Source organism: Sphingobium sp. S6 (assembly GCF_905120495.1).
Lineage (GTDB): Bacteria > Pseudomonadota > Alphaproteobacteria > Sphingomonadales > Sphingomonadaceae > Sphingobium > Sphingobium agri.
This window is the reverse complement of sequence record NZ_CAJHOG010000004.1, coordinates 1-26978: the sequence shown is the minus strand read 5'-3', so window position 1 is coordinate 26978 and position 26978 is coordinate 1. Positions and strand designations below refer to the sequence as shown.

At 62.5% G+C, this 26978-nt stretch carries 26 protein-coding genes and 1 tRNA gene; 13 read left to right on the top strand and 14 right to left on the bottom strand.

Going from position 1 to position 26978, the window contains the following annotated elements; genetic code table 11:
* Positions 1–50 precede the first annotated feature (50 nt).
* Both SPHS8_RS13465 and SPHS8_RS13460 read left to right on the top strand, forming a co-directional pair.
* Positions 51–251: a hypothetical protein gene (locus SPHS8_RS13465; protein ID WP_201515961.1), complete on the top strand. Its 201-nt coding sequence runs from the start codon at positions 51–53 to the stop codon at positions 249–251.
* Positions 252–256: 5 nt separating this feature from the next.
* Complete coding sequence (locus tag SPHS8_RS13460; protein ID WP_236575150.1) at positions 257–1093, top strand: class I SAM-dependent methyltransferase; 837 nt, start codon at positions 257–259, stop codon at positions 1091–1093.
* Here the strand turns inward: SPHS8_RS13460 and SPHS8_RS13455 are convergent.
* The gene (locus tag SPHS8_RS13455) at positions 1090–1494 is read right to left on the bottom strand and encodes a DUF2147 domain-containing protein (protein WP_236575149.1); all 405 of its coding nucleotides are present in this window, start codon (positions 1492–1494) and stop codon (positions 1090–1092) included. The two genes, SPHS8_RS13460 and SPHS8_RS13455, sit on opposite strands and share 4 nt — an antisense overlap.
* A 96-nt stretch (positions 1495–1590) precedes the next feature.
* Here SPHS8_RS13455 and SPHS8_RS13450 point away from each other — a divergent pair, with 96 nt between their 5' ends.
* Positions 1591–2307 (top strand): methyltransferase domain-containing protein, encoded by a 717-nt coding sequence (locus SPHS8_RS13450; RefSeq protein ID WP_201515959.1) that lies wholly within the window; start codon positions 1591–1593, stop codon positions 2305–2307.
* Here SPHS8_RS13450 and SPHS8_RS13445 read toward each other — a convergent pair.
* From SPHS8_RS13445 to SPHS8_RS13420, 6 genes are all read right to left on the bottom strand, one after another.
* Positions 2294–3373 carry an NAD(P)/FAD-dependent oxidoreductase gene (locus SPHS8_RS13445; RefSeq protein WP_201515958.1) on the bottom strand — a complete coding sequence of 360 codons (1080 nt, stop codon included), beginning with the start codon at positions 3371–3373 and terminating at the stop codon, positions 2294–2296. The two genes, SPHS8_RS13450 and SPHS8_RS13445, sit on opposite strands and share 14 nt — an antisense overlap.
* Positions 3373–4443: a type III polyketide synthase gene (locus tag SPHS8_RS13440; RefSeq protein WP_201515957.1), complete on the bottom strand. Its 1071-nt coding sequence runs from the start codon at positions 4441–4443 to the stop codon at positions 3373–3375. Before SPHS8_RS13440 ends, SPHS8_RS13445 begins: the two co-directional genes overlap by 1 nt.
* A gap of 113 nt (positions 4444–4556) precedes the next feature.
* Complete coding sequence (locus SPHS8_RS13435; protein WP_201515956.1) at positions 4557–4979, bottom strand: nuclear transport factor 2 family protein; 423 nt, start codon at positions 4977–4979, stop codon at positions 4557–4559.
* An 8-nt stretch (positions 4980–4987) separates the two neighbouring features.
* Complete coding sequence (locus SPHS8_RS13430) at positions 4988–5824, bottom strand: SDR family NAD(P)-dependent oxidoreductase (protein WP_236575148.1); 837 nt, start codon at positions 5822–5824, stop codon at positions 4988–4990.
* Positions 5825–5831: 7 nt separating this feature from the next.
* Complete coding sequence (locus tag SPHS8_RS13425; RefSeq protein WP_201515955.1) at positions 5832–6617, bottom strand: SDR family NAD(P)-dependent oxidoreductase; 786 nt, start codon at positions 6615–6617, stop codon at positions 5832–5834.
* Positions 6614–7522, bottom strand: a complete 909-nt coding sequence (locus SPHS8_RS13420; protein ID WP_201515954.1) for an NAD-dependent epimerase/dehydratase family protein — start codon at positions 7520–7522, stop codon at positions 6614–6616. The genes SPHS8_RS13425 and SPHS8_RS13420 overlap by 4 nt, the downstream gene beginning before the upstream one ends.
* 100 nt (positions 7523–7622) lie before the next feature.
* Here SPHS8_RS13420 and SPHS8_RS13415 point away from each other — a divergent pair, with 100 nt between their 5' ends.
* Positions 7623–7973: a winged helix-turn-helix transcriptional regulator gene (locus tag SPHS8_RS13415; protein ID WP_201515953.1), complete on the top strand. Its 351-nt coding sequence runs from the start codon at positions 7623–7625 to the stop codon at positions 7971–7973.
* Between the two features lie 117 nt (positions 7974–8090).
* Here SPHS8_RS13415 and rhaI read toward each other — a convergent pair whose 3' ends face one another.
* A complete protein-coding gene (rhaI, locus tag SPHS8_RS13410; RefSeq protein ID WP_201515952.1) occupies positions 8091–9383 on the bottom strand; it encodes an L-rhamnose catabolism isomerase in 1293 nt (430 codons plus the stop codon).
* A gap of 23 nt (positions 9384–9406) precedes the next feature.
* The gene (locus SPHS8_RS13405; protein WP_201515951.1) at positions 9407–11518 is read right to left on the bottom strand and encodes a bifunctional rhamnulose-1-phosphate aldolase/short-chain dehydrogenase; all 2112 of its coding nucleotides are present in this window, start codon (positions 11516–11518) and stop codon (positions 9407–9409) included.
* A gap of 89 nt (positions 11519–11607) precedes the next feature.
* On the opposite strand from SPHS8_RS13405, the gene SPHS8_RS13400 reads away from it, so the two are divergent.
* From SPHS8_RS13400 to SPHS8_RS13385, 4 genes are read left to right on the top strand one after another with little or no spacing between them, the layout of a single operon-like run.
* Complete coding sequence (locus tag SPHS8_RS13400) at positions 11608–13026, top strand: FGGY-family carbohydrate kinase (protein WP_201515950.1); 1419 nt, start codon at positions 11608–11610, stop codon at positions 13024–13026.
* Between the two features lie 12 nt (positions 13027–13038).
* Positions 13039–14193: an FMN-dependent L-lactate dehydrogenase LldD gene (gene lldD / locus SPHS8_RS13395; protein WP_201515949.1), complete on the top strand. Its 1155-nt coding sequence runs from the start codon at positions 13039–13041 to the stop codon at positions 14191–14193.
* A complete protein-coding gene (locus tag SPHS8_RS13390) occupies positions 14190–15434 on the top strand; it encodes an MFS transporter (RefSeq protein WP_097093498.1) in 1245 nt (414 codons plus the stop codon). Before lldD ends, SPHS8_RS13390 begins: the two co-directional genes overlap by 4 nt.
* Before the next feature lie 19 nt (positions 15435–15453).
* Positions 15454–16242, top strand: a complete 789-nt coding sequence (locus SPHS8_RS13385) for a DeoR/GlpR family DNA-binding transcription regulator (RefSeq protein ID WP_097093497.1) — start codon at positions 15454–15456, stop codon at positions 16240–16242.
* Positions 16243–16351: 109 nt separating this feature from the next.
* Here SPHS8_RS13385 and SPHS8_RS13380 read toward each other — a convergent pair whose 3' ends face one another.
* Positions 16352–16642: a hypothetical protein gene (locus SPHS8_RS13380; protein WP_201515948.1), complete on the bottom strand. Its 291-nt coding sequence runs from the start codon at positions 16640–16642 to the stop codon at positions 16352–16354.
* Between the two features lie 189 nt (positions 16643–16831).
* Positions 16832–18145 carry an MFS transporter gene (locus SPHS8_RS13375; protein ID WP_236575147.1) on the bottom strand — a complete coding sequence of 438 codons (1314 nt, stop codon included), beginning with the start codon at positions 18143–18145 and terminating at the stop codon, positions 16832–16834.
* 243 nt (positions 18146–18388) lie between these two features.
* Here SPHS8_RS13375 and SPHS8_RS13370 point away from each other — a divergent pair, with 243 nt between their 5' ends.
* The 4 genes from SPHS8_RS13370 (at position 18389) to SPHS8_RS13355 (ending at position 25153) form a co-directional block, all read left to right on the top strand.
* On the top strand, positions 18389–21487 hold the full coding sequence (locus SPHS8_RS13370) for a response regulator (protein WP_201515947.1): 3099 nt from the start codon (positions 18389–18391) through the stop codon (positions 21485–21487).
* Entirely contained in the window at positions 21484–22347 is an 864-nt protein-coding gene (locus SPHS8_RS13365; protein ID WP_176502317.1) for a CheR family methyltransferase, read from the top strand. Before SPHS8_RS13370 ends, SPHS8_RS13365 begins: the two co-directional genes overlap by 4 nt.
* Positions 22337–24178, top strand: a complete 1842-nt coding sequence (locus SPHS8_RS13360; RefSeq protein ID WP_201515946.1) for a response regulator — start codon at positions 22337–22339, stop codon at positions 24176–24178. Before SPHS8_RS13365 ends, SPHS8_RS13360 begins: the two co-directional genes overlap by 11 nt.
* Positions 24179–24325: 147 nt before the next feature.
* On the top strand, positions 24326–25153 hold the full coding sequence (locus SPHS8_RS13355; protein ID WP_201515945.1) for a transglutaminase-like domain-containing protein: 828 nt from the start codon (positions 24326–24328) through the stop codon (positions 25151–25153).
* A 19-nt stretch (positions 25154–25172) separates the two neighbouring features.
* On the opposite strand, the gene SPHS8_RS13350 is transcribed toward SPHS8_RS13355, so the two are convergent.
* Positions 25173–25487: a hypothetical protein gene (locus SPHS8_RS13350; protein WP_201515944.1), complete on the bottom strand. Its 315-nt coding sequence runs from the start codon at positions 25485–25487 to the stop codon at positions 25173–25175.
* A gap of 67 nt (positions 25488–25554) precedes the next feature.
* A complete protein-coding gene (locus tag SPHS8_RS13345) occupies positions 25555–26076 on the bottom strand; it encodes a MarR family winged helix-turn-helix transcriptional regulator (RefSeq protein ID WP_201515943.1) in 522 nt (173 codons plus the stop codon).
* Positions 26077–26201: 125 nt separating this feature from the next.
* Between SPHS8_RS13345 and SPHS8_RS13340 the strand changes: the two genes are divergently transcribed.
* A tRNA-Gln gene (locus SPHS8_RS13340) sits at positions 26202–26276 on the top strand.
* 362 nt (positions 26277–26638) lie between these two features.
* On the opposite strand, the gene SPHS8_RS13335 is transcribed toward SPHS8_RS13340, so the two are convergent.
* Positions 26639–26833 (bottom strand): hypothetical protein, encoded by a 195-nt coding sequence (locus tag SPHS8_RS13335; protein ID WP_201515942.1) that lies wholly within the window; start codon positions 26831–26833, stop codon positions 26639–26641.
* Positions 26834–26978: the final 145 nt, after the last annotated feature.

Here is a 26978-nt window from a genome sequence, read left to right as displayed (position 1 = left end):
AGTGTTTGCGATCCCGGCGAGCTGATCTTCCCACCTTAGGAGTGTGATCGATGTCGCTAACAGGTCTTACTGCCATCATCATCCTGATCGCCGCGGCCTTGCTGGGCCTGGTGCTCTACGCGCGCAACAGGGGCAGGGTGAATAGCGGCTTCGCGCTGATCGCGGCGCTGATCATCATAGCGGCGGCTTCGGTGACGCTGCTCTATCCTTCTTTTCTCACGACGACGCATGCAGACCGGCCGGTGCCCTGACCGGCATGATCGTCCCTGATCAACCGTCAGACACGGCCAGCGTCGCCCTTCATTATGACGAGCTAGACCTCGCCTATCGCCGCATCTGGGGAGACCATGTCCATCATGGCTATTGGCGCCGAGGCGACGAGACGCCGGAGCAGGCGGCTGGGCAGCTGGTGGCCGAAGTGGAGCGGAGGCTTGGCATCGAGCCTGGGCAAAGGCTCTGCGACATCGGCTGCGGCTATGGCGCGACCGCAGCCGATCTGTTGGCCCGCCATGACGTGTCGATCACCGGCCTGACCCTTTCGGCCGCGCAGCACAGGATCGGGAGCGCCCGCTCGCCCCGTTTCACTTGCCTGCTGCGGGACTGGCTCGACAACGGCCTCGATCCGGGATCATTCGACGGCGCCTATGCCATCGAAAGCTCGGAACATATGACGAGCAAGCCGCGCTTCTTCGGGCAAGCCCGGCGGATATTGCGCCCGGGCGGCCGACTGATCGTGTGCGCCTGGCTGGAAGGAGAGGCCGTTCCTGCCTGGCAAGTGCGGCACCTGCTGCTGCCGATCTGCCGCGAGGGCAGGCTGCCGAGCATGGGGAGCCGGCAAGACTATCTGGAGTGGGCCTCCGCCGCCGGATTTCGCCTGATGGATTATCAGGACATCAGCCGGGAGGTCCGGCGCACCTGGTCGATCTGCCTCGCGCTCTTTTCGCAGAGCCTGTTCAGCGACCGCCGCATCCGCCAGCTTGCGCTCAGCCGGGCCACCACCAGCCGCGACTTCATATTGAGCCTGCCGCGCCTCATCCTCGCCCTGCGAACGGGGGCGATGCGCTATGGGATATTTCAGTGGGAGGCGATCTAGCCGCCTCGCGTCCAGCGCCGCGATTCACAGATGAAAAGCACGCAGCCGGTGAGCTTCAGCGACCCGTCCGGGTTTCTCGCAAGCGACGAGCGATAGCTTTTCCCGCTCTTGGGATCATAGGCCCGCCCTCCTGTCCAGCCCGATCCCGACCGGGTGAAATCCCACAGCGTGAGCAGCCCCGCCAAAGGACGCGTGCGAAGGCGCGGATCAGGATTATGCACATCGGTCCTTGGGACATCAGGCCCTGTGTCCAGCACCTTGACGATCCTCCCGCACAGCTTTGCGCCGCAAGGCGCGATCCGGACGAGCCCTTTGCCATCGTCCGTCAGCCAAAGCCCGGTCACGTCGGCAGCAGGAGCCGCAGCCGAAGATGCCAGCATGAGCAGGGCAGCCGCCAACATCGTCATTCTCCCATCATCTCACCTTCGCGGTGATCCCAAAAGTCTGGCGCATCAACCCCGTTCCCGGTGTAGGAGGGTGAGGGGAGTGAATGAACCATGGCCGACCTAAGCACAAGATCGCGTCAGGAAGAGCAGATGGACGCGCCTGACCTTGACCCCGCCATATATGAGCGGGTGCTGCACGATCTCGCTCGGGTGAACCGCTGGACCTTCACGGCCTGGCCAAGCATCGCCTTCCTCCGGCGGGCGGTGGGAAGCGCCAGGCAGTTCCGCCTGCTTGATGTCGGGTTCGGCGATGGCGATGTCCTCCGCGCGATAGCGCGCTGGGCGCGCAAGCAGGGCATCGATGCCCTGCTTGTCGGCGTGGACCTCAACGAAAAGAGCTTGGCGGCGGCTCGGAGCGCGACGCCTCCCGAGCTATCCATCGACTATCGAGCAGGAGATTATCAGGACCAGCCTGAATCCTTCGACTTCATCATCTCCAGCCAGGTCACGCATCACATGACCGATGCACAGCTGATGACCTTTCTCCATCATATGGAAGCGAAGGCGCGGATGGGCTGGCTGATCTGTGATCTGCACCGCCATGGCTTTGCCCATTGGGGCTATCCCATCCTGGCCCGGCTGCTGCGCGTCCACCGGATCGTGCGTGAGGATGGCCAGCTTTCGATCGCCCGCTCCTTCCGCCGTGCCGACTGGATCGGATCGCTGGCGGAGGCGGGCATCACGGCCGATCAGGTGCGCATCGCGCGCCGCTTCGCCTTTCGCCTGTGTGTCGAGCGGGTGAGGGAAGAGCCGCTCACACTCTCCTGATCCGGGTGAATGCGGCTGCGCTCGTTCCTAGCGCTGGCGCGCGATTCAGCACCGTCATGAGCAGGCTTCGCGGAAGCGGCGCGGCGGCGCTGTGGCGCAGCGCTTCGGCGATGCCAACGGGCATGCCGCACTGCCTGCGCCACGCGCGCTGCCATGCCGGGGCGGCATCAGGTCCCCCCGTCACCATCGCCCGGGCGGCGCTCGTCCCGCTGGCCAATGCTATGGCGATGCCGTCGCCTGCGAGTGATGCGATGACGGCGCTCTGATCGCCGGTACGAAAGATGCCCTTGTGCGTCACGCTCGCACGCCAGCCATAGGGGACGCCCGCTACCGCGTCGAAGCGGGAGGACGCACCCTCCAACCGCGCCTTCAGCAGCGGTGCCTCCTGCCGTAATTGATCGATCAGCGCGGGAACGCTGCCCGCTTCGGTCAACCTCTCCCGGCTGACTGACAGACAGAGATTGGCCGATCCATCCTCCTGCAACAGCAGCCCCGCATAGCCCCGGTCGAACAGGTGCAATTCCACCATGCCCTCCAAAGCATCATGCAGGATGTGGGACGGGGGGAGGCTGGTTCGCAAACCGACGGACGAAGATGAAAAATCGCGTCCAACGCCCCGCAACTCATGCTTGCCCACGCTGATGAAAACAGCGTCGGCCGCGCTGCCCTGGCCATTGTCGAAGCGCACCGTGCGTGTGTCCGGATCGATGGCCCGTACGGTTCGGCCCCGGCTGACGAGAGCACCAGCATTTCCGGCAGCTTCGATCAATGCGTCGTCCAGGGTGCGGCGGGAAATTCCGGCAGCCGTTGCAGGCAGGGAGGCTTCAATGCAGCGTTTGGCCGTGGCCAGCCGGAACCGTGTGATAGGCCGCGCTCCAAGCTTCCAGGGATCGACTCCCAGTTCCTCCAGTCCCGCAATGGCATCCCAGCCCAGAAAGCCGCCGCACACGCCAGCCGGGGCCGTCCGGTGGCGCTCGATCAACTGCGGCCGCATGCCCGCCTGCGCCAGCGTGATGGCGGCTGCCGAGCCAGCAGGACCGCCGCCGATGATCAGCGTTTCCGGCATCAGCCTGCTCTGGAAAAGCGGAAACCCTCGGCAGCGACGCCGGGGCCAAAGGCAAGCGCGACGCCATTGCCGCGCCGCTCCTGCTGAAGCAGGTCATGGAGGATGAACATCAATGTGGCGGATGACATATTGCCGTTCCGGCCGAGTACCCCGCGCGAGACCGACAGGGCATCAGGCCCCAGATCCAGGCCATTCTGCACCGCATCCAATATCGATCGGCCTCCGGCATGAACCGCCCAGTTCCCGATCGACGCTGGATCGGACGAACCGCAGATCTTCTCTCTTATGCCATCGTCCCGCAGCGCTGCCTGAATACGCGACGGAACTTCGCCCGACAGGTGCATCACAAACCCAGTGTCGCCGATTTCCCAGCGAATGAGGTCGGCAGAGGCTTCCAGGTTGATCGCAAAGGGCGCATCCATGGCAAAACCATGATCTTCCGCGCTGACCAGGGCGGCCGCCGCGCCGTCGCCGAATTGCAGCATCATCAGCAATCTTTCGACCTGCTGCTCGGGCTGCAGATGAAGGGAGGATAGTTCGACCGTGACGACCAGCACGCGAGCTTGTGGCTCCGATCGGACGATATGCCGCGCCGTCCGCAACGCCGCGACTGCCGCGTAGCAGCCCATGAAGCCGACCAGCGTCCGCTCGACACCCGACAGGCCAAGCGCATCCGCGATGATCTGATCGATGCCGGGCGCTACGAAGCCGGTACAGCTTGCCACCACGAGATGAGTGATGCCGTCCAGCGCTGTCCTGGCGCGCAGGTCTTCGATCGCACGCAGGGCCAGCGGCGGCGCGAAGCGGTGGTAAAGTTGCATGCGCTTCGATGTCGAAGGCATGGCATCCGCATAGAAGCCGCCGGGATCGACCGGCGACCCACTCGCATCGACTGGCGGCAGGACCGACCAGCGATGGTTGATGCCGCTCCGTTCCGCCATCCGGGTGAAAAGGCTGCGCGCCCGTTCATCCGCGATCTGGCGGCTGGCCCAGTTGATGAAAGCGACGTGCACATCCTGATCAGGAACGGCGCAGCCGATGGCGTTTATGCAGGCACGTCTGTCGCTCATCGCGTTCCACTTTTTTGCTCAGACCCTTAACGCCGACGGTGCGTCAGATGATCCGGCCGTTTGCGGCAGTGTAGCGCGATCGTGATTGCTGCCAAATGAAACTGGCAGCTACATCAACCTTGGCGGACGGTGACGGGAACCGTCTCCTCCCAAAGCAGCTCCAGCTTGCGGCGCGTGAACCGCCAGTCCTCGCCGTCGCGGCGCCACTCATCCACATAGCGGATCGTCCAGCGCAGCAGTTGATCCGCGTCATTGAGGAGATGATCGGCGGTGCAATAGGTTTCTCCGCTCGCCCTGTCGCCTTCAATCATAACCATCTGATTATGGACCTTGTGAAAGGTCGATCGGAACATCTGCCCTAGCCCATCGATGGATTGCAGCGTCGCATCCAGCCCTTCGGTCACGAAGCCGGGGCCTTCGATCCGACAGTCTTCCGCCAGCACGGATCGCCACAATTGCTTGTCCTTGCGATCGGCTCCTTGGGCATAAAGACTGGCTGTGCGCCGCAGCGCCGCTTCATCCGCCAGTCTGTTCATGGCGCCGCTCACAGGTTCATGCCATTGCCGGTGACGATCGGCATGTTGGTCCAGACGCCTTTGACGTCGCGAATCCACCCCGCCGCCGCCAATGAACCGCCATCCACATGGATCGCCGTGCCCGTCACCCAGGACGCCAGCGGGCTGGCGAGGTAGAGGGCAGCGCCAGCGCAATCATCAGGATGGCCAAAGCGTCCGAGCGGGACCCATCTTTCGACATGCTCGCGATTTTCCGGCGGCACCATATAGTCGATCGGCGTCTGCGGCGTATTCGTGGTTTCAGGTGCGATGTCGTTGACCCGAATGCCGAGCGGCGCGAGTTCGAGGGCCAGGCTCTTGGTAAAGCCGGTGATGCCCGACTTGGCGGCAGCATAGACGGCGCAGTTGGGAATGCCGCGATAGGCCTCGATCGAGGTGATGTTGATAATCGAACCGCCCGGTGCCGCCGCTTTAAGCAGCGGCAGCAGGCGGTTGGTCACTTGCATGAGGCTGATCAGGTTGACGCCGATAATGTCCTGAATCTCATTCCCGCTGAGATCAGAAAACGGTCTGGAATGAAGGAAATGCCCGACATTGTTGACAAGAATATCGAGCTTCCCGCCTGTCTCCTGCTCCAATCTTCCGGCCAGCGCCTCAACTTGTTCCGGATTCGTAACATCGCACTGAATGGCCGTGCCCGCCGTGAAACCGGCACCGCGCTCCGGATCGATTTCCGCTATGAAAACCCGCGCACCCTGTCGCGCAAAAGCCTCGGCGCAGGCGCGCCCGATACCCGCTCCTCCTCCGGTCACCAAAACCGACTTGCCCGTAAAATCCAGCATCATCCAATCCTTGCTTTCATTCATGCGTTGATCACGCCGCGCCCAACAGATCGGGATTGCGCCGCAATTCCTGCCCGCCATCGACAGCGAAAGACTGGCCGGTGACCCAGGATGCAGCAGGGCTTGCGAGATAGGCCACCGCGGCTGCTATATCTTCCGGTTCTCCCGTCCGCTTCAGCGGCGTCTGCTCCAAAAAGCGGTCAATGACTGCTGGGCTGGCGAACATATCCCTGGTCGCGTCGCTGCGGGTCAGTCCCGGACGCACCGCATTGACACGAATTCCGAGCGCTCCCAGTTCATCCGCCACGGTGCGGATCAAGCCTTCGAGCCCCGCCTTGCTCGCGCAATAGGTCGCAAGCGCGGGGAAGGGGAGTGTCGCGGCGGTCGACGATATGCATATGATCGACCCTCGCTCTCGCATCAATTTCGCCCCGAGCTGCATAGCGATGAACGCGCTAGTGATGTTGAGGTCGAGATCCCGGCGCAAATCCGCGACGCTGCTCGACAGGAAGGGCGCAAAGCCGCCACCGCCGACAGCCGGAACCAATATGTCGAGCCGATCGGCCAGGGCATAGGCTTTCGCCAGAGCATCCCCGACATCCTTTTCGGATAAGGCATCGCCAGCGAAGACAGCGATCTGCGCATCGGGTAGGTCCGCGATGATCCGGCTGCGTGCTGCCTCAAGCGCCTCTTCCCTGCGGCCCATGATGAGCACGCGGGCGCCATCAGCCGCCAAGGCCCTGGCGCAGGCAGTACCGATCCCACCGCTGCCGCCAGTGACGACTGCTGTCATACCCGCAAGCGGAGCGGCGCTCATTTAACTGACCGAAACTGGTCAACAACTTCCTTCACCGCACGAGCGACATCATTGCGGCGATACGTCAGGTCAGCCATCGTTTGCGCGTCAGGCTCATATTGCACGACATTGCCGCGCCCGGTGAAGATCGCGACATCGGGAAGCATCGGATGTTCCTGGTCGAGCGAAGGTACATCGACGTCGTTACCAGCAGCCTGGAAGAACAGCTTGAAGTAATTGGCGAAGCTCAGATTTTCGTCACCGACGAGATAGGCCTTGCCATTTTCTCCTCGTTCCAGCGCGGCTTCGATCGCTTCAGACAAGGACTGGGTCGAAATGAAGTTGGTTACGCCAGCAGGGCCAAAGGGCGGAATGCCGAGTTGTCCTTCGGCATAGCGGGTATAGGCCTCGAACATCGGCAGGCTCATGCCGGGGACGGTGCCGACGACGAAGGGCGCATCCACACTGACGACATGGAAGCTTTCATTCGCCAGCGCGGCAATGCCGTCTGTCGCCATTTTGCGGGCACGAACATAGACGCTCCTTTCCACCAGTTCCGGCGCGACGTGGGGGTAGAAGCTGCCAACATGAATGAAGTGGCGCACCCCGGCCTGCTTGGCCAGCGCTGCGAACTGCGGCACGGCCTCTGCATTGGCGCGATAGACGTGGGCGTCATAATCAGTGCCTTCGGGAACATGACGAATATCATTGCCCGCTGCAAAGATGATTGCGTCAAATCCCGCTAGACCCTGCCCTGTGAAGCTGCCCTCCACATAATCGCCCTGAAGGAACGGCATGCGAGAAAGTTCTGTGCTTTGTTGGGGAGGCTTGCGGCCTGAAACCGTGACATCATGACCCTTGGAAGCAAGATGAAGGGCTGCATGACCACCGATCATACCGGTGCCGCCGACGACTAGAATTTTCATGATAGGTCCTCTCCATGGGCGCGCCGCGCCTCTTGATCCGGAGAGGTATCGATTCGAGTTTCGATTTGCAACAAGGCACCGATCGGGTATTAGGTATCTTATGGATACCAGAGTGAACCCCCAGACTGCCCTCGAGATTCTAGAGCTTGTCGGAAACAAATGGACAATGCTTGTCACTTATCGTTTGGGAGAGGGCGCGATGCGCTTTTCTGATCTCAAGCGATGCGCCGCACCGATCAGCTCCAAAATGCTGACGCAGACCCTGCGCGAACTTGAGCGCTTCGGAATGGTCTCACGCGAGGTGCTGCCGACGATGCCGCCAAGCGTGGAATATCGGCTGACGGATTTAGGCCGAAGCTTCCTGGGAACGGTAAGCGGGATCTGCGACTGGATCGGCGACAATCACGAAGCGCTGGAGGAGGCGCGTCGAAGAGAGACAATTGCTGCGTGAGGTATGAAAAGCCAGATCGTTTTACAAACGAGATCGATCGATAATATGGATTATGTTAAATAGCAGAGGGGGATAAGGGCGCTGACAATATTGCCAGCGCCCCAAATCTGCTTGAACTTAGACGATGCCTGCGCCGAGGCCTACAGGCTTGCGCTCCTGCGCCTTGCGCTCACGCCACAAGCTGGCCCGATAAGTCGACAGCACGTCGATCGCGCCGCCAGCTTCCAGTCGCGCCTTGGCGATGATCGGCGCCACATCGACATTATAAGCGCGACGCAGCGCCTGGAACGCCATCATCGTATCGTTGGTTTCCTGCGCCGCATGCAGCGCTTCGCGATCGACCAGCAGTGCCTTGGCAAAGCAGGCCGTGATCGTTTCCGCCGATGACAGCATGGATTCAATCGGGTCAGTCACATTGTGCGACTGGTCGATCATGTAACTGGGGTTGAACCCGTCGCGCGGGTGCAGTTCTGCCTCCACCAGTTCGTTGAAGACGAGGAAGAGCTGGTGCGGATTGATCGAACCGCTATCTAGATCGTCGTCGCCATATTTGCTATCGTTGAAGTGGAAGCCGCCCAGCTTGCCGAAGCGATGCAGGCGCGCCACGATCTGTTCGATATTGACGTTGGGCGCGTGGTGGCCAAGGTCAACGAGGCACTTCGCCTTGGGGCCAAGTTCCTGCGCGGCGAGGATCGATGAACCCCAGTCAGAGATGACCGTCGAGTAAAAGGCGGGCTCGAACATCTTATGTTCCAGCAGCATTCGCCAGTCGTCGGGCAGCGCGGCATAAACCTGTGCGGCAGCTTCCAGATAGCGGTCCAGGCTGCGGCCCAGATCCTGCTGACCCGGGAAGTTCGTGCCATCGCCGACCCAAACGGTCAGGTCAGTCGAACCCAACTGACGGCCGATCTCGATGCACTCGATATTATGCTCAACTGCCTGCTGGCGCGTCGCTTCCACGGTAGAGGACAGCGATCCGGTGGCGTAGGTCTGCGCCTGCCCGGCCTGATCCTGGAAGGTGTTGGAATTGACGGCATCGAAACCCAGGCCAAGGCTCTGAGCTTCCTCGCGCAAACCCTTGTAATCGCTCACCTTGTCCCAAGGGAAATGCGGCGACACGCGCGGTGTCACGCGGCTCAACTGGTTGATGACGGCGCAATCTTCCAGCTTCTCATGGATGTTGGTCGGCTCGCCAGCGATCGGGAACTTGGCGAAGCGCGTGCCGCCCCGTCCCGCGCCCCAGCTGGGCACGGCGACGGAAAAGCCCGCCACCCGATCCTTGATTGCTTCGATGTCGATGCCGGTGCGCGACAGCTTGCGGCCGAGCGCGGCATAATCTTCGTCCAGCGCGTCCGCATCGCGGGCGTTGGCTTCCGCGATCAGTTCCGCGGAAATGGGTAGGTTGCTCATGATAATAACCTCTCCGTTGCCGATCAGCGCGTGAACGCCTGGGCATTGCCCGCATCGACATTGATCATGTTGCCGGTCGACTTGGCCGACATGTCGCCAGCCAGGAAGTAAACCGCCTCGGCGATGTCGGACGGCAGCACGTCGCGCTTCAACATCGAGCGCTGGCGGTAATGTTCCTCCAGTTCCTTGCCGGAGTCGATCCCATGTGCGCCAGCGCGTTCCTTGCGCCAGTCGCCGTCCCAGATTTTGCTGCCCTTGATCACTGCGTCGGGGTTCACCGTGTTGACGCGGATGCCGAAGGGTGCGCCCTCCAGCGCCAGGCACCGCGCCAGATGGTTGGCGGCAGCCTTGGCCGATGCATAGGCCGACGCGTTGGTCGCGGCGGCAACGCCGTTCTTCGAGCCGATGAACACGATCGACGCGCCGCCCTGTTCCTTCATCCGCTTCATCAGCGGGAAGGCAGCGCGGGCGGTGAGGAAATAGCCTTCTGCCAGCACGTCGTAATTCTTGCGCCACAGCGCGACCGTGGTCTCCTCGATCGGAGCCGAGGAAGCGATGCCTGCATTGGCGACCAGAATATCGAGACCACCAAATTCGCGGGCGCAATCGTCGAATGCGGCCTGGACTTGCGCTTCATCGGTCACGTCGCAGACGGCGGCGCGGATAACATCCTTGCCGAACTGCTTGGCGAAACCTGAGCGAACCTCTTCGATCGCATTGGCATCGCGATCGGCGAGCATTACGCAAGCGCCATCCGCCAGCAGCCGCGCGGCGGTCGCGGCACCGATGCCGCCCGCGCCGCCCGTCACCAGTGCGATCTTGCCGACCAGCGGCTTGGGCTTTGGCATGCGCTGGAGCTTTGCTTCCTCCAGCAGCCAATATTCGATGTCGAATGCTTCCTGCTCATCGAGCGCGATATATTCGCCGATCGCCTCGGCGCCGCGCATCACGTTGATGGCGTTGCCGTAGAACTCTCCGGCCAGACGTGCAGTGGTTTTGTCACCGGCAAAGGTGATACGCCCGACGCCCGGCACGAGGATCACGATCGGGTTCGCGTCGCGCATGGCGGGCGAATTGGACCGCTTGCACCGCTCATAATAGGCGGCATAGAGATCGCGATAGGCCGCGATCTGGTCAGCGAGATAAGCGTCGTCCTGCAGCTTTGCGGGATCGAGCGGCAGCGGTGCGATCTTCGTGCGCAGGAAATGATCGGGACAGGACGTGCCCAGCGCGGCGAGGCGCAGGAAATCGGCTGAACCCACAAATTCCAAAGCTTCGGCGTCGTCGGAATAATGTCCGACCTTGACGCGCGCGCCGGTCATCAGGCCACGCAGACGCGGCATCAGGTCAGCGGCGATCGCTGCACGGTCCGTATTGGGCGCAACCACCTGACCACCGAAGGCTGGCTTTTCAGCCAACTTTGCGTTCAGATATTCGGCGGCGTCCGCGATCAGCTGAACGGTATGTTCGTAGCAGGACTTGGCGGTGTCGGCCCAGCAGATGATGCCGTGACCCGCAAGCATGACCCCTTCGACGCCGGGATTTGCCCTGACGAAGTCACGCAACTGGACGCCGAGCGTGTAGCCGGGACGCTTCCAGGGCAGCCAGCCGATCTTGCCGCCCCAGATTTCCTTGGTTGCGGCTTCGCCACCCGAAGAAGCTGCGAGCGCGATGATGGCGTCGGGGTGGACGTGATCGACATGTGCAAAAGGAAGTAGCGAATGCAGCGGAGTGTCGATCGACGCGGCGCGGGGATTGAGGTTGAACGTGCAGTGGGGCAGGTAGCCGACCATCTTGTCATCGTCGTCCGGGCCGCCATAATGCTTCTCAAGGCCTAGCAGCTTTTCCTGGTAGAGCGTTGAAAAGCCGTCGAGTTTCATTGATCCGATGTCGCCGCCCGAGCCCTTGACCCAGAGCACTTCCACCTTCTCACCCGTCAGGGGATCGGTTTCCACGATCTTGGCGGAGGTATTGCCGCCGCCGAAATTGGTCACAGTCAGGTCCGAACCGAGCAGATTCGACCGGTAAAGAAGCAGTTCGGCGGGGCTGAGAGTCGCGGCGACGCCGTCATCCCAGCGGCTGGAAGGAACGGCAAAGGGAAGTGCCGAGGACGAGACGGGATTTTGCATGTTCATGGCGCTCCTATTATCATTTGCGCTTTCCTCAATCAATCCTTTGCGTTATTAATCGATCATATTCGATCAAACAAGATGAGAAAATTTTCATGCGGGAGGACGAACTGAACCTCGGCTTTGCCATTATCGTCGATATCGGCAAGACGCTGAGCAAAGTGTCCCTATGGTCGCGCGACGGCCGGATTCTGGACCGTCAGGTGCGCCCGAACGAGGTGCGAACGCAGGACGGCATCCGCCGCCTCGACACGGACGGCATCGGCGGCTGGCTCGTCGAATCACTTTCACGCTACGCCTCCAGCAATGTCGAAGTGATCGTGCCCGTAGCCCATGGTGCAGGCGTCGCTGCCCTGACCGATGGCAAGCTGGCTTTTCCGCCGATCGATTATGAACAGTCCATTCCGGACGACATCATGAGCGCCTACCGCAAGGAGCGCGACGCCTTTGCGGTCACAGGTTCCCCCGCCCTGCCCGATGGCCTGAACATCGGATCTCAGCTGTTCTGGCTCGATCGCCTCTACCCGGCCGAAATGGCGGCAGCAACGTTGCTGCCCTGGGCGCAATATTGGGGCTGGTTCCTGTCAGGCACGGCGGCCACCGAGGTGACGAGCCTTGGTTGCCATAGCGATCTTTGGACGCCGGATACTGGCCGCTTCTCTCCGCTGGCCGAGCGGATGGGCTGGGCTGAACGCTTCGCACCGCTGGTGAAGGCGGCGGACAGCATCGGTACGCTGCGGCCCGATCTTGCGGTCCGCACCGGCCTTTCTGCCGACGTTCGCGTACTTGCCGGGCTGCATGATTCCAACGCGGCGCTGCTGGCGGCGCGCGGCTTTGATGAGATCGCGCAGGGCGATTCAACCATCCTCTCTACCGGCACCTGGTTCATCGCCATGCGCCTGCCCCAGGAAGCGCTGGCAACGAGCAGCCTTGCCGAAGGGCGGGATTGCCTGGTCAATGTCGACGCCTATGGCAGCGCCGTTCCATCAGCCCGCTTCATGGGCGGCCGGGAAATCGAGACGGTGATCGAATTTGACACGCGCCGGGTCGACATCAAGCCCGATCAGCCGGCCTTGATTGCGGCGGTTCCGGAAGTGCTGAAGTCCGGAGCGATGCTGCTGCCGACGCTCGCGCCCGGCTTTGGCCCCTACCCCGCCGGTTCCGGCAATTGGACGGAGCGCCCAGACGACTGGTATCAGCGGCGGGCGGCGGTTTGCCTCTACGCTGCGCTGGTTGCCGACACGATGCTGGACCTGATTGGATCGCGAGACCGGCTGCTGGTCGAGGGACGCTTTGCCGATGCCGAAGTGTTCGTGCGGGCGCTGGCTTCCTTGCGGCCCGATATGGAGGTCTATACCGCCAACGCCCATAATGACGTGTCCTTCGGCGCGCTCCGCCTGATCGATCCCAGCCTGAAGCCGCAAGGATCGTTGAGCCGGGTAGAGCCGCTTGACCAGGATCTTTCTTCCTACCGTTCCAGATGGTTAGCTGGAATTGGTGAGCTTGTTTCTTAAAAGGTTTCGTGCATGCCGATAGCCAGCGTCACCGATTTTCGTGAGGCCGCCCGACGCCGCCTGCCCCGTTTCCTGTTCGAATATATCGACGGCGGCTCTTATGCCGAGGTGACGCTGCGCAAGAATGTGAGCGAGTTGAGTGACATCGCGCTGCGCCAGCGTGTGTTGCGCGACGTGTCGGCCCTAGAACTATCCACCAGCCTGTTCGGCCGGAAGCAGGCTCTGCCGGTGGCGCTCGCCCCGATCGGCCTGGCCGGGTTGAATGCACGGCGCGGCGAGACGCAAGCGCTGCGCGCTGCCGAAGCGGCGGGCGTGCCCTTCACTCTTTCGACTGTGGGCGCCTGTTCTCTGGCCGAAGTCGCGCGCGCCGCGTCGCAGCCCTTCTGGTTCCAGCTGTACATGATCCGCGACCGCGCCTTCATGAAGGATTTGCTGGCGCAGGCGGCGGCCGCCCAATGCTCCGCCCTCGTCTTCACGGTCGATATGCCGGTGCCGGGGAGCCGCTATCGCGACTATCATAGCGGCCTTGCGGGCGCGGATGGGTTGAAGGGCGCGATCTGGCGCACGGCGCAAGCCGTGATAAGGCCGGGCTGGGCCTGGGACGTGGGCGTGCGCGGCCGTCCCCATACGCTGGGCAATGTCGCGCCGGTGTTGCAGGGCAAGACCGGGATCGAGGATTTCTTCGCCTGGATGCGCAATAATTTCGACCCGTCGATCCACTGGCGCGACCTGGATTTCATCCGGTCCGAATGGAAAGGACCGTTGATCATCAAGGGGCTGCTTGACCCCGAGGATGCGCGGGAAGCGGCTGCGCTGGGAGCGGACGGTATCGTCGTGTCCAACCATGGCGGGCGGCAGCTGGATGGCGTTCTGTCGACCGCGCGCGCCCTGCCCCCGATTGCGGACGCGGTCGGCGACAAGTTGACGGTGCTGGCCGATGGCGGCGTTCGTTCGGGATTGGACGTGGTGCGCATGCTGGCGCTGGGCGCGAAGGGCGTGCTGCTCGGCCGCGCCTGGGCCTATGCGCTGGCGGCGCAGGGTGAAGCCGGCGTCACGAAGATGTTGCAATTGATCGAAGCGGAGATGCGGGTGGCGATGGCGCTCACCGGCTGTTCCACTATCGCGGACATAAACCAGAGCATTTTGACCGGGAGGGACATGGTATGAGTGCGGGAGCACAGAAGGATAATTGGCGGGACACGATCCTTGCTGGACTTGCCAACTATATCGACGCGGGGTCTATCGTCGCTGGCTCTGCCGCACTCGCGCTCTGGCAGGAAAGCTATGGGCTGTCGAACGACTTCATCGGCCTGATCGGCGCGTTCGGGCCCAATGCGATCGGCGCGGGCGTGGGTGCCTATGTCGGCGGGCGGCTGTGCGACAAGCTGGGCCGCAAGAAGATCTACCAGTGGGACATGCTGGTCTATGCGATTGGCATGGCGATGCTGGTCTTTGCCTTCGCGCCGTGGATGATCGTGGTCGGCTTCCTGATCGTCGGCGTGGCCGTGGGCGCGGATATTCCGGCGTCCTGGTCGCTGATTGCCGAACAAGCACCCGATGACCGGCGCGGCAAGCATTCCGGCGTGGCGCAAGTGCTCTGGTATCTGGGGCCCGTCGTCGTGCTGTTGCTCAGCCTGGCGCTGACCAGCCTTGGCGAACTTGGCGCACGGATCGTCTTTGCCCATCTGCTGGTGATCGCGCTGGGCCTCACCTTCCTGCGTTCGCGGATGAAGGAATCCGAACGGTGGGAAGCTGCGCAGGCGGAAGGCGTGACCAAGCTGCCAGTATCCACGCTGTTCCAGCCCAAATATCTGGCGTCCATCCTTGGCCTGGTGGGCATGTACGGCTTCTGGAACCTGTGGGCGGGGACGAACGGCTTCTTCTTCCCCTACATCCTGCGCACGGTGGGCGCGGCGACGCAGGCGCAGTCGGTCGCCATTCAGGCGCTGTCCTTTGCGATTGGCATGGCTTCGATCGGCCTGGTCTTCATGCGCTATGCCGACAAGGTCAACCAGCGGACGCTGTTCGCGATTTCGGCGATCATCCAGGTGATCGGCATGGTCCTGCTGGCCATCTTCCCGCTGACCATCCCGATCGCGCTGCTGCACGTCTTCCTGCTTCAGTTCGGCGGCGGTTTCGGCGCACAGAGCTTCTTCCAGCTGTGGAGTTCGGAGATGTTCCCGACGATGCTGCGGTCGACCGCGCAGGGCCTGTGCTTTGCGATAGTTCGCATCAGCCTTGGCATATTCAGCTTCTTCGTTCCGATGCTGAGCGCTACGGGCTTCACGACGCTGGCGTGGATTCTGACAGGCTTCCTCGTCATAAGCGGCGTCATCGGCACCCTTTGGGCGCCGCGCAACGAAGGCAAGTCGCTGGAACAGCTTGAAGCTGAACGGGCGGCTGCCTGATCAAGGGGGTTCGGGGACAATGCACGCGGAGGAACGCGAAAGGCTGATCATCGAAGCAATGGGCCCTACCGGCTTCGTCAGCTATCGCGCCCTGGAATCGCGGCTTGCAGCGTCCCCGGCCACGATCCGCCGCGACCTTTCCCGGCTTGAGGACGAGGGTGTGATCCACCGCGTCCGTGGCGGGGCGCGGCTGACGGAAAGCCATGGCGGGAAGCCGGATGGCGGCGCACGGCTGGCGGGCACGCCTTTTGCCCAATCCATCACCGAAAATCTGGCGCAGAAGCGGTCGATCGGCCGGGCTGCTGCCGAATTGTGCCAGCATGGCGAAGGCATCATGATCGATGGCGGCACGACGACGTTGCAGATGTGCCCTCATATCGATGGGCTGGACCTGTCGGTGCTGACCAATTCGCTGCACATCGCCAACGCGCTGCTGCCCCAGTCGGGGACGCAGATACTCCTTCCTTCCGGCACCTTGTTCAGGGAGCAGAACATCATCCTGGCGCCTGCGGGCGAAGAATCGATGCCGCGATTTCACGCGCCCAAGCTCTTCATGGGCGCAGCGGCCGTGGGGCCTCAGGGCGTGATGCAGCAGGATGTCATTCTGGTCGCCGCCGAACGCCGCCTGATCGATCGGGCGGAGCAGGTCATATTGCTGGTCGACAGTTCCAAATTCACGTCGTCGTCAGGAGCGATCGTTTGCGGCCTGAACGAGGTGGATGTCGTGGTCACGGATCGGGGCGTCGAGCCGCGTGCCATCGCCATGCTGGAACATGCAGGCGCTGAGGTCATCATCGCGGACGCATGATACCGCGACGCTTTCGATTGAAATAAAAGCGGGTGAAACTCCGTGTCAGCCCTTTGATGCTGCCAAGGCGTTTCACCCGCTAAACTATTTCTCGGCTTCTTAGCGAGGATTATTCTTCGCCATTATCCTTCACGCCAACGGTCGGAACGTCGATGGTTTCCTTCTTCGAGCCAACGACGACCTCCTTCGAGTCGACGTCGACCTTGGGAAGGTCGCCGCCCTGGACGCTGACTTCCGGCATGTCGCCGCCCTTGACATCGGCCTTCCAGAAGCCCGTGGCGAACAGGATGCCGACAACTGCCAGGATCAGGATCAATACTATTGCAAGCGTGCGCCCGCCGCGGCTTTTGTGAACGACCGTCCGGTCTCCGGTATAGGGATCTCTGTGAACTTCGGCCATCTCTATCCTCCTCTTGGTGGATAGTGAACAGATGGAGCTTCAGCTTGTTCCGTAAGAGTATCAAAGGGTGGCGAGAGACGGGCTGGTAGCTGCCGGGTCTCTCGCCATCTCTTCCCTGAACATCTTCCTTCTAGGCCAGCGGAAACAGGGGTGCGCGTACATAGGTTAGGGCTTCGATAATGTTCGCGATCACCCCACCTTGTTGAGATCCACCCCGCGCGTTTCGGGTGCCGCCGCAACGGCGATGAGGGTGATAAGCAGGCCGCCGATCACATAGGCGGCGACCATGCCGGTGCCCCCGCTCGCCTTGTAGAGCGACAGGGCGATGATCGGGGCGAGCGAGCCTGCGACGATGGATGTCGCCTGATAGGCTATGCTGGCGGCCGAATAGCGCAGGCGCGTGGGGAAAAGCTCGGTGATCATCGCGCCCTGCGGGGCGTACATGGCGCCATGAGCCACCATCGCGACGGTTATGGCGATGCCCACGCTCCAGATCGTGCCGCCGTCAAGCAGCGTGAAGAAGATGAGGAACCAGGCGGCTACGCACAGCGCGCCCGCGCCATAGACGAGCCTGCGCCCGATACGGTCGGACAAGGCGGCGAACAGGGGCATGGTGAGAGATTCGAGCGCGGAGCCGATCAGCACGGCGTTGAGGACGAGCGAGCGATCGCCGCCCTTGATTTCCGTCCAATAGGTGATCGCGAAAGTGGCGGCGACATAGTAGCAGATATTCTCGCCGAAGCGGAGCCCCGCTCCGATGAGGAGGGCGCGGCCCTTGCGGCGGAGCGCCTCGATCGCGGGGAAGCGCTCGACGCCGCCAGCGGCTGCTTCACGGGCGAAGACCATGCTTTCGGACACGGCGCGTCGGAGCCACCAGCCAACGAACACGAGCACGATCGACAGCAGGAAAGGTATGCGCCAGCCCCAGGCCACGAAGTCGGCTTCGGTGAGCAGGGCCGAAGACATGGCGAAAACGGCGGCGGCGAGCAGATTGCCCGCGGGCGCGCCGACTTGCGGCCAGCTGGTCCAGAAGCCGCGTTGCGAGGCGGGTGCGACCTCCGCCACGATCAGCACCGCGCCGCCCCACTCCCCACCAACGGCGAAGCCTTGTAGCAGGCGGAGCAGGACGAGCAGGATCGGCGCCCAGGTGCCGATCTGTTGATAGGTGGGCAGCAGGCCGATGGCGGTCGTCGAAAGGCCCATGGTGAGAAGGCTGATCATCAGCAATGTCTTGCGCCCGATGCGGTCGCCGAAATGGCCGAACACGATCCCACCCAAGGGCCGGGCGAGGAAGCCGAGCGCGTAGGTTGAAAAGGCGAGCAACGTGCCCGTCAACGGATCGAAGGACGGGAAGAACAGGCGGTTGAACACCAGAGCGGAGGCGACGCCATAGATGAAGAAGTCGAACCATTCGATCATCGTACCGATCAGGCTCGCGCCGACGACCGTCCTTAGTTCCCGCTTGCCGACTGCCCCATCGGCGGCATCCATTTGCGCGTTCATCCGCCCTCCCCCTTGTTCGCTATGGTCATCTGCATAGGGGCGAAGCGCTTCAAGGAACAAGCGCGAGTTGAGTGGGCGGCGAACTTTGTGAGGGAACCATTCGCCACTCCGGTCGTTGCAGCCCTTCAAGGCACGCCCGAAAACCCTTTTTAGGGGCTATTCGTGCATGTCGGGCGAAGGGCAAAAAGGGGGAAGTAGGCTTCCTGTGGCGCGGACTGCGCGACAGGGGCTTTTTTTAAACGGATGCAGCAGTCTAAATCGCCGATCACGCAGGCCTGGCTTTATGGTGCGCTGGCCGTTCTTCTCGCCCTGCCCTTCGCAGCCGACATCATCTTCCCGCTCGGGACGGCGGTATGGGTCGCCTATCTGCTTCCCATCGTTCTTTCCTATGTGGCGCGGCGGCAGCAGGTTCCGTTGATCGTTACCGCGCTGGCGACGCTGCTGACCATCGTCGGTTTCACCCTGGCGCCCCCGGGCGTCGATCCCCAGGTCGCGATCACCAACCGTGCGTTGGCAGGCGTTACCTGCTGGGTCCTGGCCATCATCGGCGTGCTGTTCATCCGCAACCGGCTGGCGATCGCGCGGGAGGAGTGGCTGCAAGGCGGACAGGTCGGCCTTGCAAAGGCGGTCGGCGGCGAACAGCCGCTCGATACGCTGGCGACGAGTGCGCTTACATTCCTGGCCGATTATCTAAAGGCGCAGGCGGGCGCGCTGTACATCGCCAATGGGGAAGGTTTTCGCCGCTATGCCACCTATGCGGTGCCTGCGGACGCGCCGCTGCCGGAGCGATTTTCGCTGAGCGACGGGCTGTTGGGCCAAGCGGTGCGCGACAAGCGCAGCTTTTTCCTCAAGGACGTGCCTGACGGTTATCTGTCCTACGGGTCGGCACTGGGCCAATCGAAGCCCGACAGCCTGCTTATCAGCACGACACAGGCCGACGGCACCATCAACGCCGTCATCGAACTGGGCCTGCCCAAGGACGCCGATAGCGAAGCACAGGCATTGCTGGACAGGATCGGTGCGCAGCTGGGCGTCGCCATTCGGTCAGGCAAATATCGTGCGCGCCTGCGTGAACTGCTGGAGGAGACGCAGCAGCAGGCCGAGGAATTGCAGGCGCAAAGCGAGGAGCTGCGCGCCAACAATGAAGAGCTGGAGCAGCAAAGCCGCCAGCTGCAGGAATCGGCCGCCAGGCTGGAAACCCAGCAGGCGGAGCTTGAACAGACCAATTCCCAGCTTGAAGAACAGGCGCGACAGTTGGAAATCCAGCGCGACGACCTGACGCGGACGCAGCGATCGCTGGAGAACCAGGCTGGCGAGCTGGAACAGGCGAGCCGCTACAAGTCCGAGTTCCTGGCGAATATGAGCCACGAACTGCGCACGCCGCTCAACTCGCTGCTGATCATGGCGCGATTGCTGGCGGAAAATCGCGGCGGCAACCTGTCGCCAGAGCAGGTGCGGCATGCCGAAACGATCGAGACGTCAGGCAATGACCTGCTGACGCTGATCAACGACATTCTCGACATTTCAAAGATCGAGGCGGGCAAGCTGGAACTGCATACCCGCCGCATGAGCATCCGTGCGCTCACCGAAAAGATGGAGGCGGTCTTTGCGCCTTCCGCAAAATCGAAGGGCCTTGCATTCAGCGTGAAGCAGGAGCCGGGCGCGCCTGCGGAAATGGACAGCGATCCCCAGCGGATCGAACAGGTGCTGAAGAATTTCCTGTCCAACGCCATCAAGTTCACCGAGACGGGATCAGTCACTCTGGCCGTGAACGCAGCCGCCGACGGCAGGATCGCCTTTACCGTGCGGGACACGGGCGTCGGTATCCCGCCCGAACAGCAGCAGGTGATATTCGAAGCCTTCCGCCAGGCCGATGGCACCGTCAGCCGCAAATATGGCGGCACCGGCCTTGGTCTTTCCATTTCGCGCGAACTCGCCCGCCTGCTTGGCGGCGAAGTGCAGGTGGAGAGTATCGCTGGCGAAGGCAGCGCCTTCACGCTGATCCTGCCCGAGCGCTATGATGATGCGGCAAGCAGTTCCGCAGAGATGTTGCGGCCGGTCGAACAGTTCCGCCCTGCCCCGTCCAACCCCAAGCCTGCCCGCCGCCGCAAAGGCCCGGCCGCGCAGGACGACCGGGAAACGCTGTCGGGCGATGCGCGCGTCATCCTGATCGTCGAGGATGATCCGGTGTTCGCCAAGATCCTCTGCGATGTCGCGCATGAGCTGAACTTTCAGTGCCTGATCGCCACCACCGCTGACGAAGGCGCGCTGATGGCGCGGCAATATGTGCCGAATGCCGTCATATTGGACATGAACCTGCCGGATCATACCGGCCTTTCGGTGCTCGACCGGATCAAGCGCGACGTGCGTACGCGCCATATCCCGGTGCATGTGGTATCCGTCGATGACGATAGTCAGGCGGCGCTGTCCAGCGGCGCCATCGGCTATCTGTTCAAGCCGGTGAAGCGCGACGCTCTGGTCGATATGCTGGAAGGGTTGGAAGCGCGCATGTCCCAGCGCCTGCGCCGCGTCTTGGTGGTGGAGGATGATGCGCAGCAGGCCGAGAGCGTGAAGCTGCTGCTCGCGTCGCGTGATGTCGAGACGGTCGAGGCGCATTCCGCCGCGCAATGTTTCGATCTGCTCGGCCGCGAAACATTCGATTGCATGGTGCTCGACCTCAACCTGCCCGACGCGTCCGGCCTCGATCTGCTGGAGCGGCTGAGCGCCGACGAGGCTGTCGGTTTCCCGCCCGTCATCGTTTATACCGGCCGCGACCTTGCTCCCGAAGAAGAAATGCGGCTGCGGCGCTACAGCAAGTCGATCATCGTCAAGGGCGCTAAATCGCCCGAGCGCTTGCTGGATGAGGTGACGCTGTTCCTGCATCAGGTGGTGTCCGACCTTCCCGAACCGCAGCAGGCGCTGATCGCCAAATCGTTGAACCGCGACGCCGCGTTGGACGGACGCGAAATCCTGGTGGTCGAGGACGACATCCGCAACGTCTATGCCCTCACCTCCATATTCGAGCCGCATGGGGCCAAGGTGCGGATCGCACGTAACGGGCGCGAGGCGCTCCAGACGCTGGACGAGGCGGCGCGCGGCCTTTCCGATCCTGTCGATCTGGTGCTGATGGACGTGATGATGCCGGAGATGGATGGCCTCACCGCCACGCGGGAAATCCGGTCCCAGCCATGGGGCAGGCAGATGCCCATCATCGCGCTCACCGCCAAGGCCATGGCGCGAGACCAGCAGGACTGCCTGGACGCTGGCGCGAACGACTATCTGGCCAAGCCGCTGGACGTGGACAAGCTGCTCAGCCTCACCCGCGTGTGGATGCCGCGATGAGCGAGGAGATATTCGCACCCCACGAGGAGTTGGAGCTTGACCTGCTGCTGGAGGCGCTCTGGCGGCATTATCATTACGACTTTCGCGGCTATTCGCGTGGGTCGCTGCACCGGCGGCTGGCGCGGGCACAGCAGCGGCATGGGTGCGAAAGCCTGTCGCAGCTTCAGCATCTCCTGCTGCGCGACCCGGCGGTGTTCGCCGACCTGATGGGCTTCCTGACCATCCAGGTGAGCGAGATGTTCCGCGACCCCGCCTATTTCCGGGCGTTGCGGGAATTGGTGGTGCCACACCTTCGCACCTATCCTTCGCTCAAGATCTGGATCGCAGGTTGCGCCAATGGCGAGGAATTTTATTCGCTGGCGATCCTGTTCCGGGAAGAAGGGTTGGAGGATCGAACCATCTTCTATTGCACGGACATCAGCCCCGCCGCGCTCAAGAAGGCGGAGGCCGGGATCTATGACCTCGACCGGATCGCACAGTTTACGGAAAATCACCGGCTGGCAGGCGGCAAGCAGTCGTTGTCCGATTATTATACCGCTGCCTATGGCGCGGCCGTGTTCGACAAGACGCTGCGCCGCCGCGCGGTGTTTGCCGAACATAATCTGGCCAGTGACCAGGTGTTCGCCGAAGTGCAACTGGTGTCGAGCCGCAATGTGCTGATCTATTTCGATCGCGAATTGCAGGACCGCGCGCTCGGGCTGTTCGGCGGATCGCTGGTGCGCGGCGGATTTCTGGGATTGGGGTCGAAGGAGACGCTCCGCTTCTCCCGCTATTCCGCAGCCTTTGCCGATTTCCATGAGGCGGAGAAAATCTACCGGCGCAATGTGAAGGACTTGGAGGATCTGCGCCATGCAGCATGAAAAGCCCAAGATCCTGGCGGTGGATGATGTCGAGGAGAATCTGCTCGCGCTGGAGGCTCTGTTCGCTGGAGAAGGCGTAGAGCTGCTGAGGGCGCGGTCCGGCGTGCAGGCGCTCGAACTGCTGCTGGTGCATGATGTCGCGCTGGCGCTGCTGGACGTGCAGATGCCGGGCATGGATGGATTCGAACTTGCCGAATTGATGCGCGGGACCGAGCGGACCCGGCGGGTGCCGATCATATTCCTGACGGCCGTCGCCACCGATGAAAGGCGGCGATTTCGGGGATATGAGGCGGGTGCCGTCGATTATCTGCTGAAGCCCGTCGATGCGCATATCCTGCGGAACAAGACCGCCGTCTTCGTCGAGCTTTTCCGGCAGCGGGAGGAACTGGCGCGCCAGCGTGACGAGATTGCCGCCGCCCTCGCCCGGCTGCACGCGCATAGCGACAATTCGCCGCTCGCGATCATCGAATTTGACGCGGCACGCCATATCATAGGCTGGTCCAATGGTGCCGAGCGGCTGTTCGGATGGCGATCGCCAGAAGTGGCTGGGTTCAAGACGAGCGAACTCAAATGGATCGACCCCGATGATGAGGCGGCGTTCGGTGCGTTGATGAGCGACCTGATCGCCGGGCGCAGCGTTCGCGCCGTCCAGCATTTGCGCATGCGCACGGCCGAAGGGCTGACACTGGAATGCGAATGCTATTGTTCGGCACTGCTCAATGGGCAGGGACGAATCGTGTCCGTCAATGTCCAGATTCTCGACGTGACCGAACGGAAGCGCGCGGAAGAGACGCAGCGCCTGCTGATCGGGGAACTGAACCACCGGGTCAAGAACACGCTGGCGTCGGTGCAGGCCATCGCCGTGCAGACCTTGCGCCATTCCTCGGGTCCGTCCGACTTTGCCCCAACCTTCACGGGGCGCATCCATGCCCTTGCGCGCGCGCACTCCTTGCTCAGCAGCACCACATGGCAGGGCGCGTCTTTGCGCGAACTGGTCAATGGTCAGATCGATATCGGAGCCATCGATCTTGGGCAGTTGCAGATCGAGGGGCCGGAACTGGAGCTGGCGCCCGAGTTGGCGCTGCATGTCGCTCTCATCCTGCACGAGCTTGTGACCAATGCCCATAAATATGGCGCGCTTTGCACACCAGCGGGCACCGTGTCGCTGTCGTGGAAGATGGAGCGTGAGCATCTGGCGATCCGTTGGGCCGAAAGCGGTGGTCCGCGCGTTGCCGAGCCCACGCGCAGAGGATTTGGCACGGCCCTTATCGAACGCAGCCTGAAGGCGGAAGGCGGACAGGCGCGCGTGAGCTATGAGGAAAGCGGCGTTTGCTGGACCATGACATTGCCCAGGGGGCCGCGCATCAGCCGGGTCAACATTGCAAGTCCGGGGATCAATCTCGGCGAAGAGCCGAATGCTGCTGAAGGCGGCGCGATCACCGGGCGCGCTTTCCTGGTGATTGAGGATGAACCGCTGGTGGCGATGGAGATTGCAAGCCTGTTGGAGGATGACGGGGCCGCAGGGGTGACGATCGCTGGCTCGGCTGAAGAAGCGCTGGCATTGATCAAGAGCGCCGACTTCGACGCCGCGCTGCTCGATGGCAATTTGCAGGGCATGTCCGTGGATCATGTTGGCGCGGCACTGGCGCAGAGGAACATCGCCTTCGCCTTTGTGACTGGATATGGCCGGGAAAGCCTGCCCGAGGACTTTCAGGACCGGATGTTGATAAGCAAACCCTTTGATCCCAAGGCATTATTGAATTGTGCGGCGAAGCTGTGCGAAGATGCCGACATCGTCCGCCTCGCAGCGCCCCCCATTGCTGCACAATAACGGCTTTCCTGTCCCGCCAGCGTCTTTTTCCTCATAGGTTGGTGGAAAGCGGCGCGAGCGGCCCCATCTAGGGGGCATGGCAAGTTTTTCGACCGTGAGTTTCCGGGAGCCGCGGGCTCCCTCCATTCTCGCCGCATCGGTGCTTCGATGAACGAGAGCATCGCCTATCTCGGGCTGCTGGCCGATGAGGAGATCGAACTCGACAGCGCCGCGCTGATGTTGAGTGCGCTCGATCATGACGGGATCGACGTTGAACCCTATCTGGAGCTGCTGCGCGGAATCGGCAAAGCCATCGATGCGGAGCGGTCCGGCGCCGGGGACGATGAGCTGCAATCGGGTGAGGCCCAAGGCGCCCTGCTCGCGCGCGTAATCGGCACGCAGTTCGGCTTCGCGGGTGATAGTGAGAGCTATGATGCACCGCTGAACGCGGACATGGTGCGGGTGCTGGACCGGCGGCTGGGGCTGCCGGTCAGCCTGTCCATCCTCTATGTCGCAGCCGCGCGGCGGGCGGGATGGCGTTCCCACGCCCTCAATACGCCTGGACATGTCCTGGTCAGCATCGGGCCTGAGGATGCTCCGGCGATCATCGATCCCTTCCGGCGTGGCGCACTGGTGCAGGCTGAACAATTGGCCGAGTTGTTGACGAGGGCCGCCATTTCCGGTCCCCAGGCCCAATCCGCCGTCGAGCCGATGTCGAACCGCATGACCCTCGTCCGCCTCCTCCTGAACCAAGCCACGCGAGCGGAGGATGCGGGTGATACATGGCGGGCATGCACCATATATGAGCGGATGACCGTGGTCGCGCCTGAACATGACGCCGGCTGGTGGGCACTTGCCCGCTTGCAGCTGGTGCATGGCGAGGTCGAGGCGGCGCGCGCGAGCCTATGCGCCATGCTGGAGATCAGCCGCGACCCTGAACGCCGCCGCTATGTCGCAGCGGCGCTTAGCCAGCTCTCCGGCCAATCTCAGGCCTAAAGTCCTGCCCGGTGCGGGTTCAATCTCGCCTGAGGTCATTCCCGGCGCGCTCCATAGCGGCGCCCGCGTCCTGCTTGGCTTCCCGTGCTTCGCGCCGCGCATCCTGAGCGGCATTGCGGCTAGCAGCCCCGACTTCATTTGCGCCCTCATCAAACGCCCGCCCGGCATCGTCGAGGCCGTTGTCGATTTTCTCGCCCGCCTGATCCACTGCCCGGCTGACATCATTACCGATCGCCGATCCCGCATTCTCAAGGCTGTCCGCTGCCTTTTCCGAGCAACCGGACAGGCTCATACCCGCCGAGATCGCCAGGCCAGCCAGAAGTGATAATCTCATGATGTTCCTCATCTTACCGTGGAGTGCCTGAGCTTAACCACCGCAAGACATTATGGTTGCTCGCCAGTCAGCGGCTGCGCAACCCGAAGACCATCGACCGGTCGACGTCCGGGATCAATCCTTCCAACACGCGCCAAAAGCCGGTGACGGAGCCCTGCCCCGCCTGCGCATAGGCCGCCGCCATCTTTTCACGCAGAGCGCGGAATAACTCAGCCTCCAGCGCCTTGCCCGAGGCACTGAGCCGAAGCAGTTTTTGTCGCCGGTCATTTGCCCCTTGCCGGGTTTCGATATAGCCGCGTTCCACAAGGTCGTTGAGTACGCGGCCGAGCGACTGTTTGGTGATGGACAGAAGGCGCAGCAATTCCTTTACCGTCAGGTCAGGCTGGCGCGAGATGAAATACAGCGCGCGGTGATGCGCGCGCCCCAGCCCCTGCGCCGCAAGCCCATCATCGATGGACCGCGTCAAGGCGGAGTAGCCAAAATACAGCATCTCGATCCCGCGCCTGATTTCGTCCTCCCGCAGGAACAGGGGAGAGGCAGGCGTGACCTGCGAAGCCGGTGCATTGGCGGGCGAACTATTTGCATTCATGCCGGGCGTTCCAGGAAGCGTTTGACGCCCGCATATTGGCGGAGCAAGTCTGTGATGACTAGGCTTTCCTTTCGCGCAAGAGACGCTATATGCCGTCCCCGCGCCCGGCACCTCCGCGCGCATGCTGGGGCGTAGCCAAGCGGTAAGGCAGCGGTTTTTGGTACCGCCATGCGCAGGTTCGAATCCTGCCGCCCCAGCCAAGGTTTTCTGCGGGTTTCAGCCATCTCCGCTGATTTTATCACAGGCATTCCGCACCAATCATGCCTTGCGAGCCTCCAATTTAGCGACCGCCGAGTTGCTCAAGGCCGCTGTCATCGCCTGATACACATCAAGCATTCTGTTCGCTGTCGTCACCGTCCAACCAAGCATCGCTGCGATCTCCGAAGGCGTCCCGCCAGCCTCCCAGCCCACAGGGCAGCGAAAGAGAGTCCGGGAAAACCGCTTCGCATTTTTTTTAGCTGGGACTAACGGGCTTTCCTGAGCCGTAGAGCGCGAAGAGGGGGAGCGCTGAAGGGTTGGATCCCACAGCTCTCCTTGCGTCATCTTGATGGCTTTTTCCGCATCACCGCTGCGGCTCAGGAAGACTCTCTGACCGGATGTAGCCCAGCATCTCCTGCTCGGCCTCGTTAGGGGCCATGCCGTCCTTGCGGTAATCAGCCAAGGCTCGGGCAGCCCCCCGGCTGGAGCAGTATTGAGCGTTGCGCTCCTCCAGCATCTGACAGGCGGGATCATTGAACTGGCGGATGGCATCAACCACCGTTCCTTCTTAGCCTCCTCTGCCATCCCTCCGAACTCCGCAGAGCCGAAGAGTTCACCTAAAGCCGCCCCCTTAGGCGGGGCTCAGTGGAGGCCGCTTCCGCCGCCTGCCAGTTCCTTGGCGATGGAGCCGACCATGTCCTTGG

Excerpts from the sequence above, each read along its gene's own strand:
- SPHS8_RS13385 (WP_097093497.1), top strand. The coding sequence starts at position 15,454 with ATGCACGCGGAGGAACGCGAAAGGCTGATCATCGAAGCAATGGGCCCT.
- SPHS8_RS13365 (WP_176502317.1), top strand. The coding sequence starts at position 21,484 with ATGAGCGAGGAGATATTCGCACCCCACGAGGAGTTGGAGCTTGACCTG.
- SPHS8_RS13405 (WP_201515951.1), bottom strand. The coding sequence starts at position 11,518 with ATGAACATGCAAAATCCCGTCTCGTCCTCGGCACTTCCCTTTGCCGTT.
- SPHS8_RS13445 (WP_201515958.1), bottom strand. The coding sequence starts at position 3,373 with ATGCCGGAAACGCTGATCATCGGCGGCGGTCCTGCTGGCTCGGCAGCC.
- SPHS8_RS13400 (WP_201515950.1), top strand. The coding sequence starts at position 11,608 with ATGCGGGAGGACGAACTGAACCTCGGCTTTGCCATTATCGTCGATATC.
- SPHS8_RS13390 (WP_097093498.1), top strand. The coding sequence starts at position 14,190 with ATGAGTGCGGGAGCACAGAAGGATAATTGGCGGGACACGATCCTTGCT.
- SPHS8_RS13465 (WP_201515961.1), top strand. The coding sequence starts at position 51 with ATGTCGCTAACAGGTCTTACTGCCATCATCATCCTGATCGCCGCGGCC.
- SPHS8_RS13425 (WP_201515955.1), bottom strand. The coding sequence starts at position 6,617 with ATGAGCGCCGCTCCGCTTGCGGGTATGACAGCAGTCGTCACTGGCGGC.
- SPHS8_RS13420 (WP_201515954.1), bottom strand. The coding sequence starts at position 7,522 with ATGAAAATTCTAGTCGTCGGCGGCACCGGTATGATCGGTGGTCATGCA.
- SPHS8_RS13360 (WP_201515946.1), top strand. The coding sequence starts at position 22,337 with ATGCAGCATGAAAAGCCCAAGATCCTGGCGGTGGATGATGTCGAGGAG.
- SPHS8_RS13355 (WP_201515945.1), top strand. The coding sequence starts at position 24,326 with ATGAACGAGAGCATCGCCTATCTCGGGCTGCTGGCCGATGAGGAGATC.
- SPHS8_RS13450 (WP_201515959.1), top strand. The coding sequence starts at position 1,591 with ATGGCCGACCTAAGCACAAGATCGCGTCAGGAAGAGCAGATGGACGCG.
- rhaI (WP_201515952.1), bottom strand. The coding sequence starts at position 9,383 with ATGAGCAACCTACCCATTTCCGCGGAACTGATCGCGGAAGCCAACGCC.
- SPHS8_RS13370 (WP_201515947.1), top strand. The coding sequence starts at position 18,389 with ATGCAGCAGTCTAAATCGCCGATCACGCAGGCCTGGCTTTATGGTGCG.
- SPHS8_RS13350 (WP_201515944.1), bottom strand. The coding sequence starts at position 25,487 with ATGAGATTATCACTTCTGGCTGGCCTGGCGATCTCGGCGGGTATGAGC.
- SPHS8_RS13435 (WP_201515956.1), bottom strand. The coding sequence starts at position 4,979 with ATGAACAGACTGGCGGATGAAGCGGCGCTGCGGCGCACAGCCAGTCTT.
- SPHS8_RS13455 (WP_236575149.1), bottom strand. The coding sequence starts at position 1,494 with ATGTTGGCGGCTGCCCTGCTCATGCTGGCATCTTCGGCTGCGGCTCCT.
- SPHS8_RS13440 (WP_201515957.1), bottom strand. The coding sequence starts at position 4,443 with ATGAGCGACAGACGTGCCTGCATAAACGCCATCGGCTGCGCCGTTCCT.
- SPHS8_RS13375 (WP_236575147.1), bottom strand. The coding sequence starts at position 18,145 with ATGAACGCGCAAATGGATGCCGCCGATGGGGCAGTCGGCAAGCGGGAA.
- SPHS8_RS13380 (WP_201515948.1), bottom strand. The coding sequence starts at position 16,642 with ATGGCCGAAGTTCACAGAGATCCCTATACCGGAGACCGGACGGTCGTT.
- SPHS8_RS13415 (WP_201515953.1), top strand. The coding sequence starts at position 7,623 with ATGGATACCAGAGTGAACCCCCAGACTGCCCTCGAGATTCTAGAGCTT.
- SPHS8_RS13460 (WP_236575150.1), top strand. The coding sequence starts at position 257 with ATGATCGTCCCTGATCAACCGTCAGACACGGCCAGCGTCGCCCTTCAT.
- SPHS8_RS13430 (WP_236575148.1), bottom strand. The coding sequence starts at position 5,824 with ATGAATGAAAGCAAGGATTGGATGATGCTGGATTTTACGGGCAAGTCG.
- lldD (WP_201515949.1), top strand. The coding sequence starts at position 13,039 with ATGCCGATAGCCAGCGTCACCGATTTTCGTGAGGCCGCCCGACGCCGC.
- SPHS8_RS13345 (WP_201515943.1), bottom strand. The coding sequence starts at position 26,076 with ATGAATGCAAATAGTTCGCCCGCCAATGCACCGGCTTCGCAGGTCACG.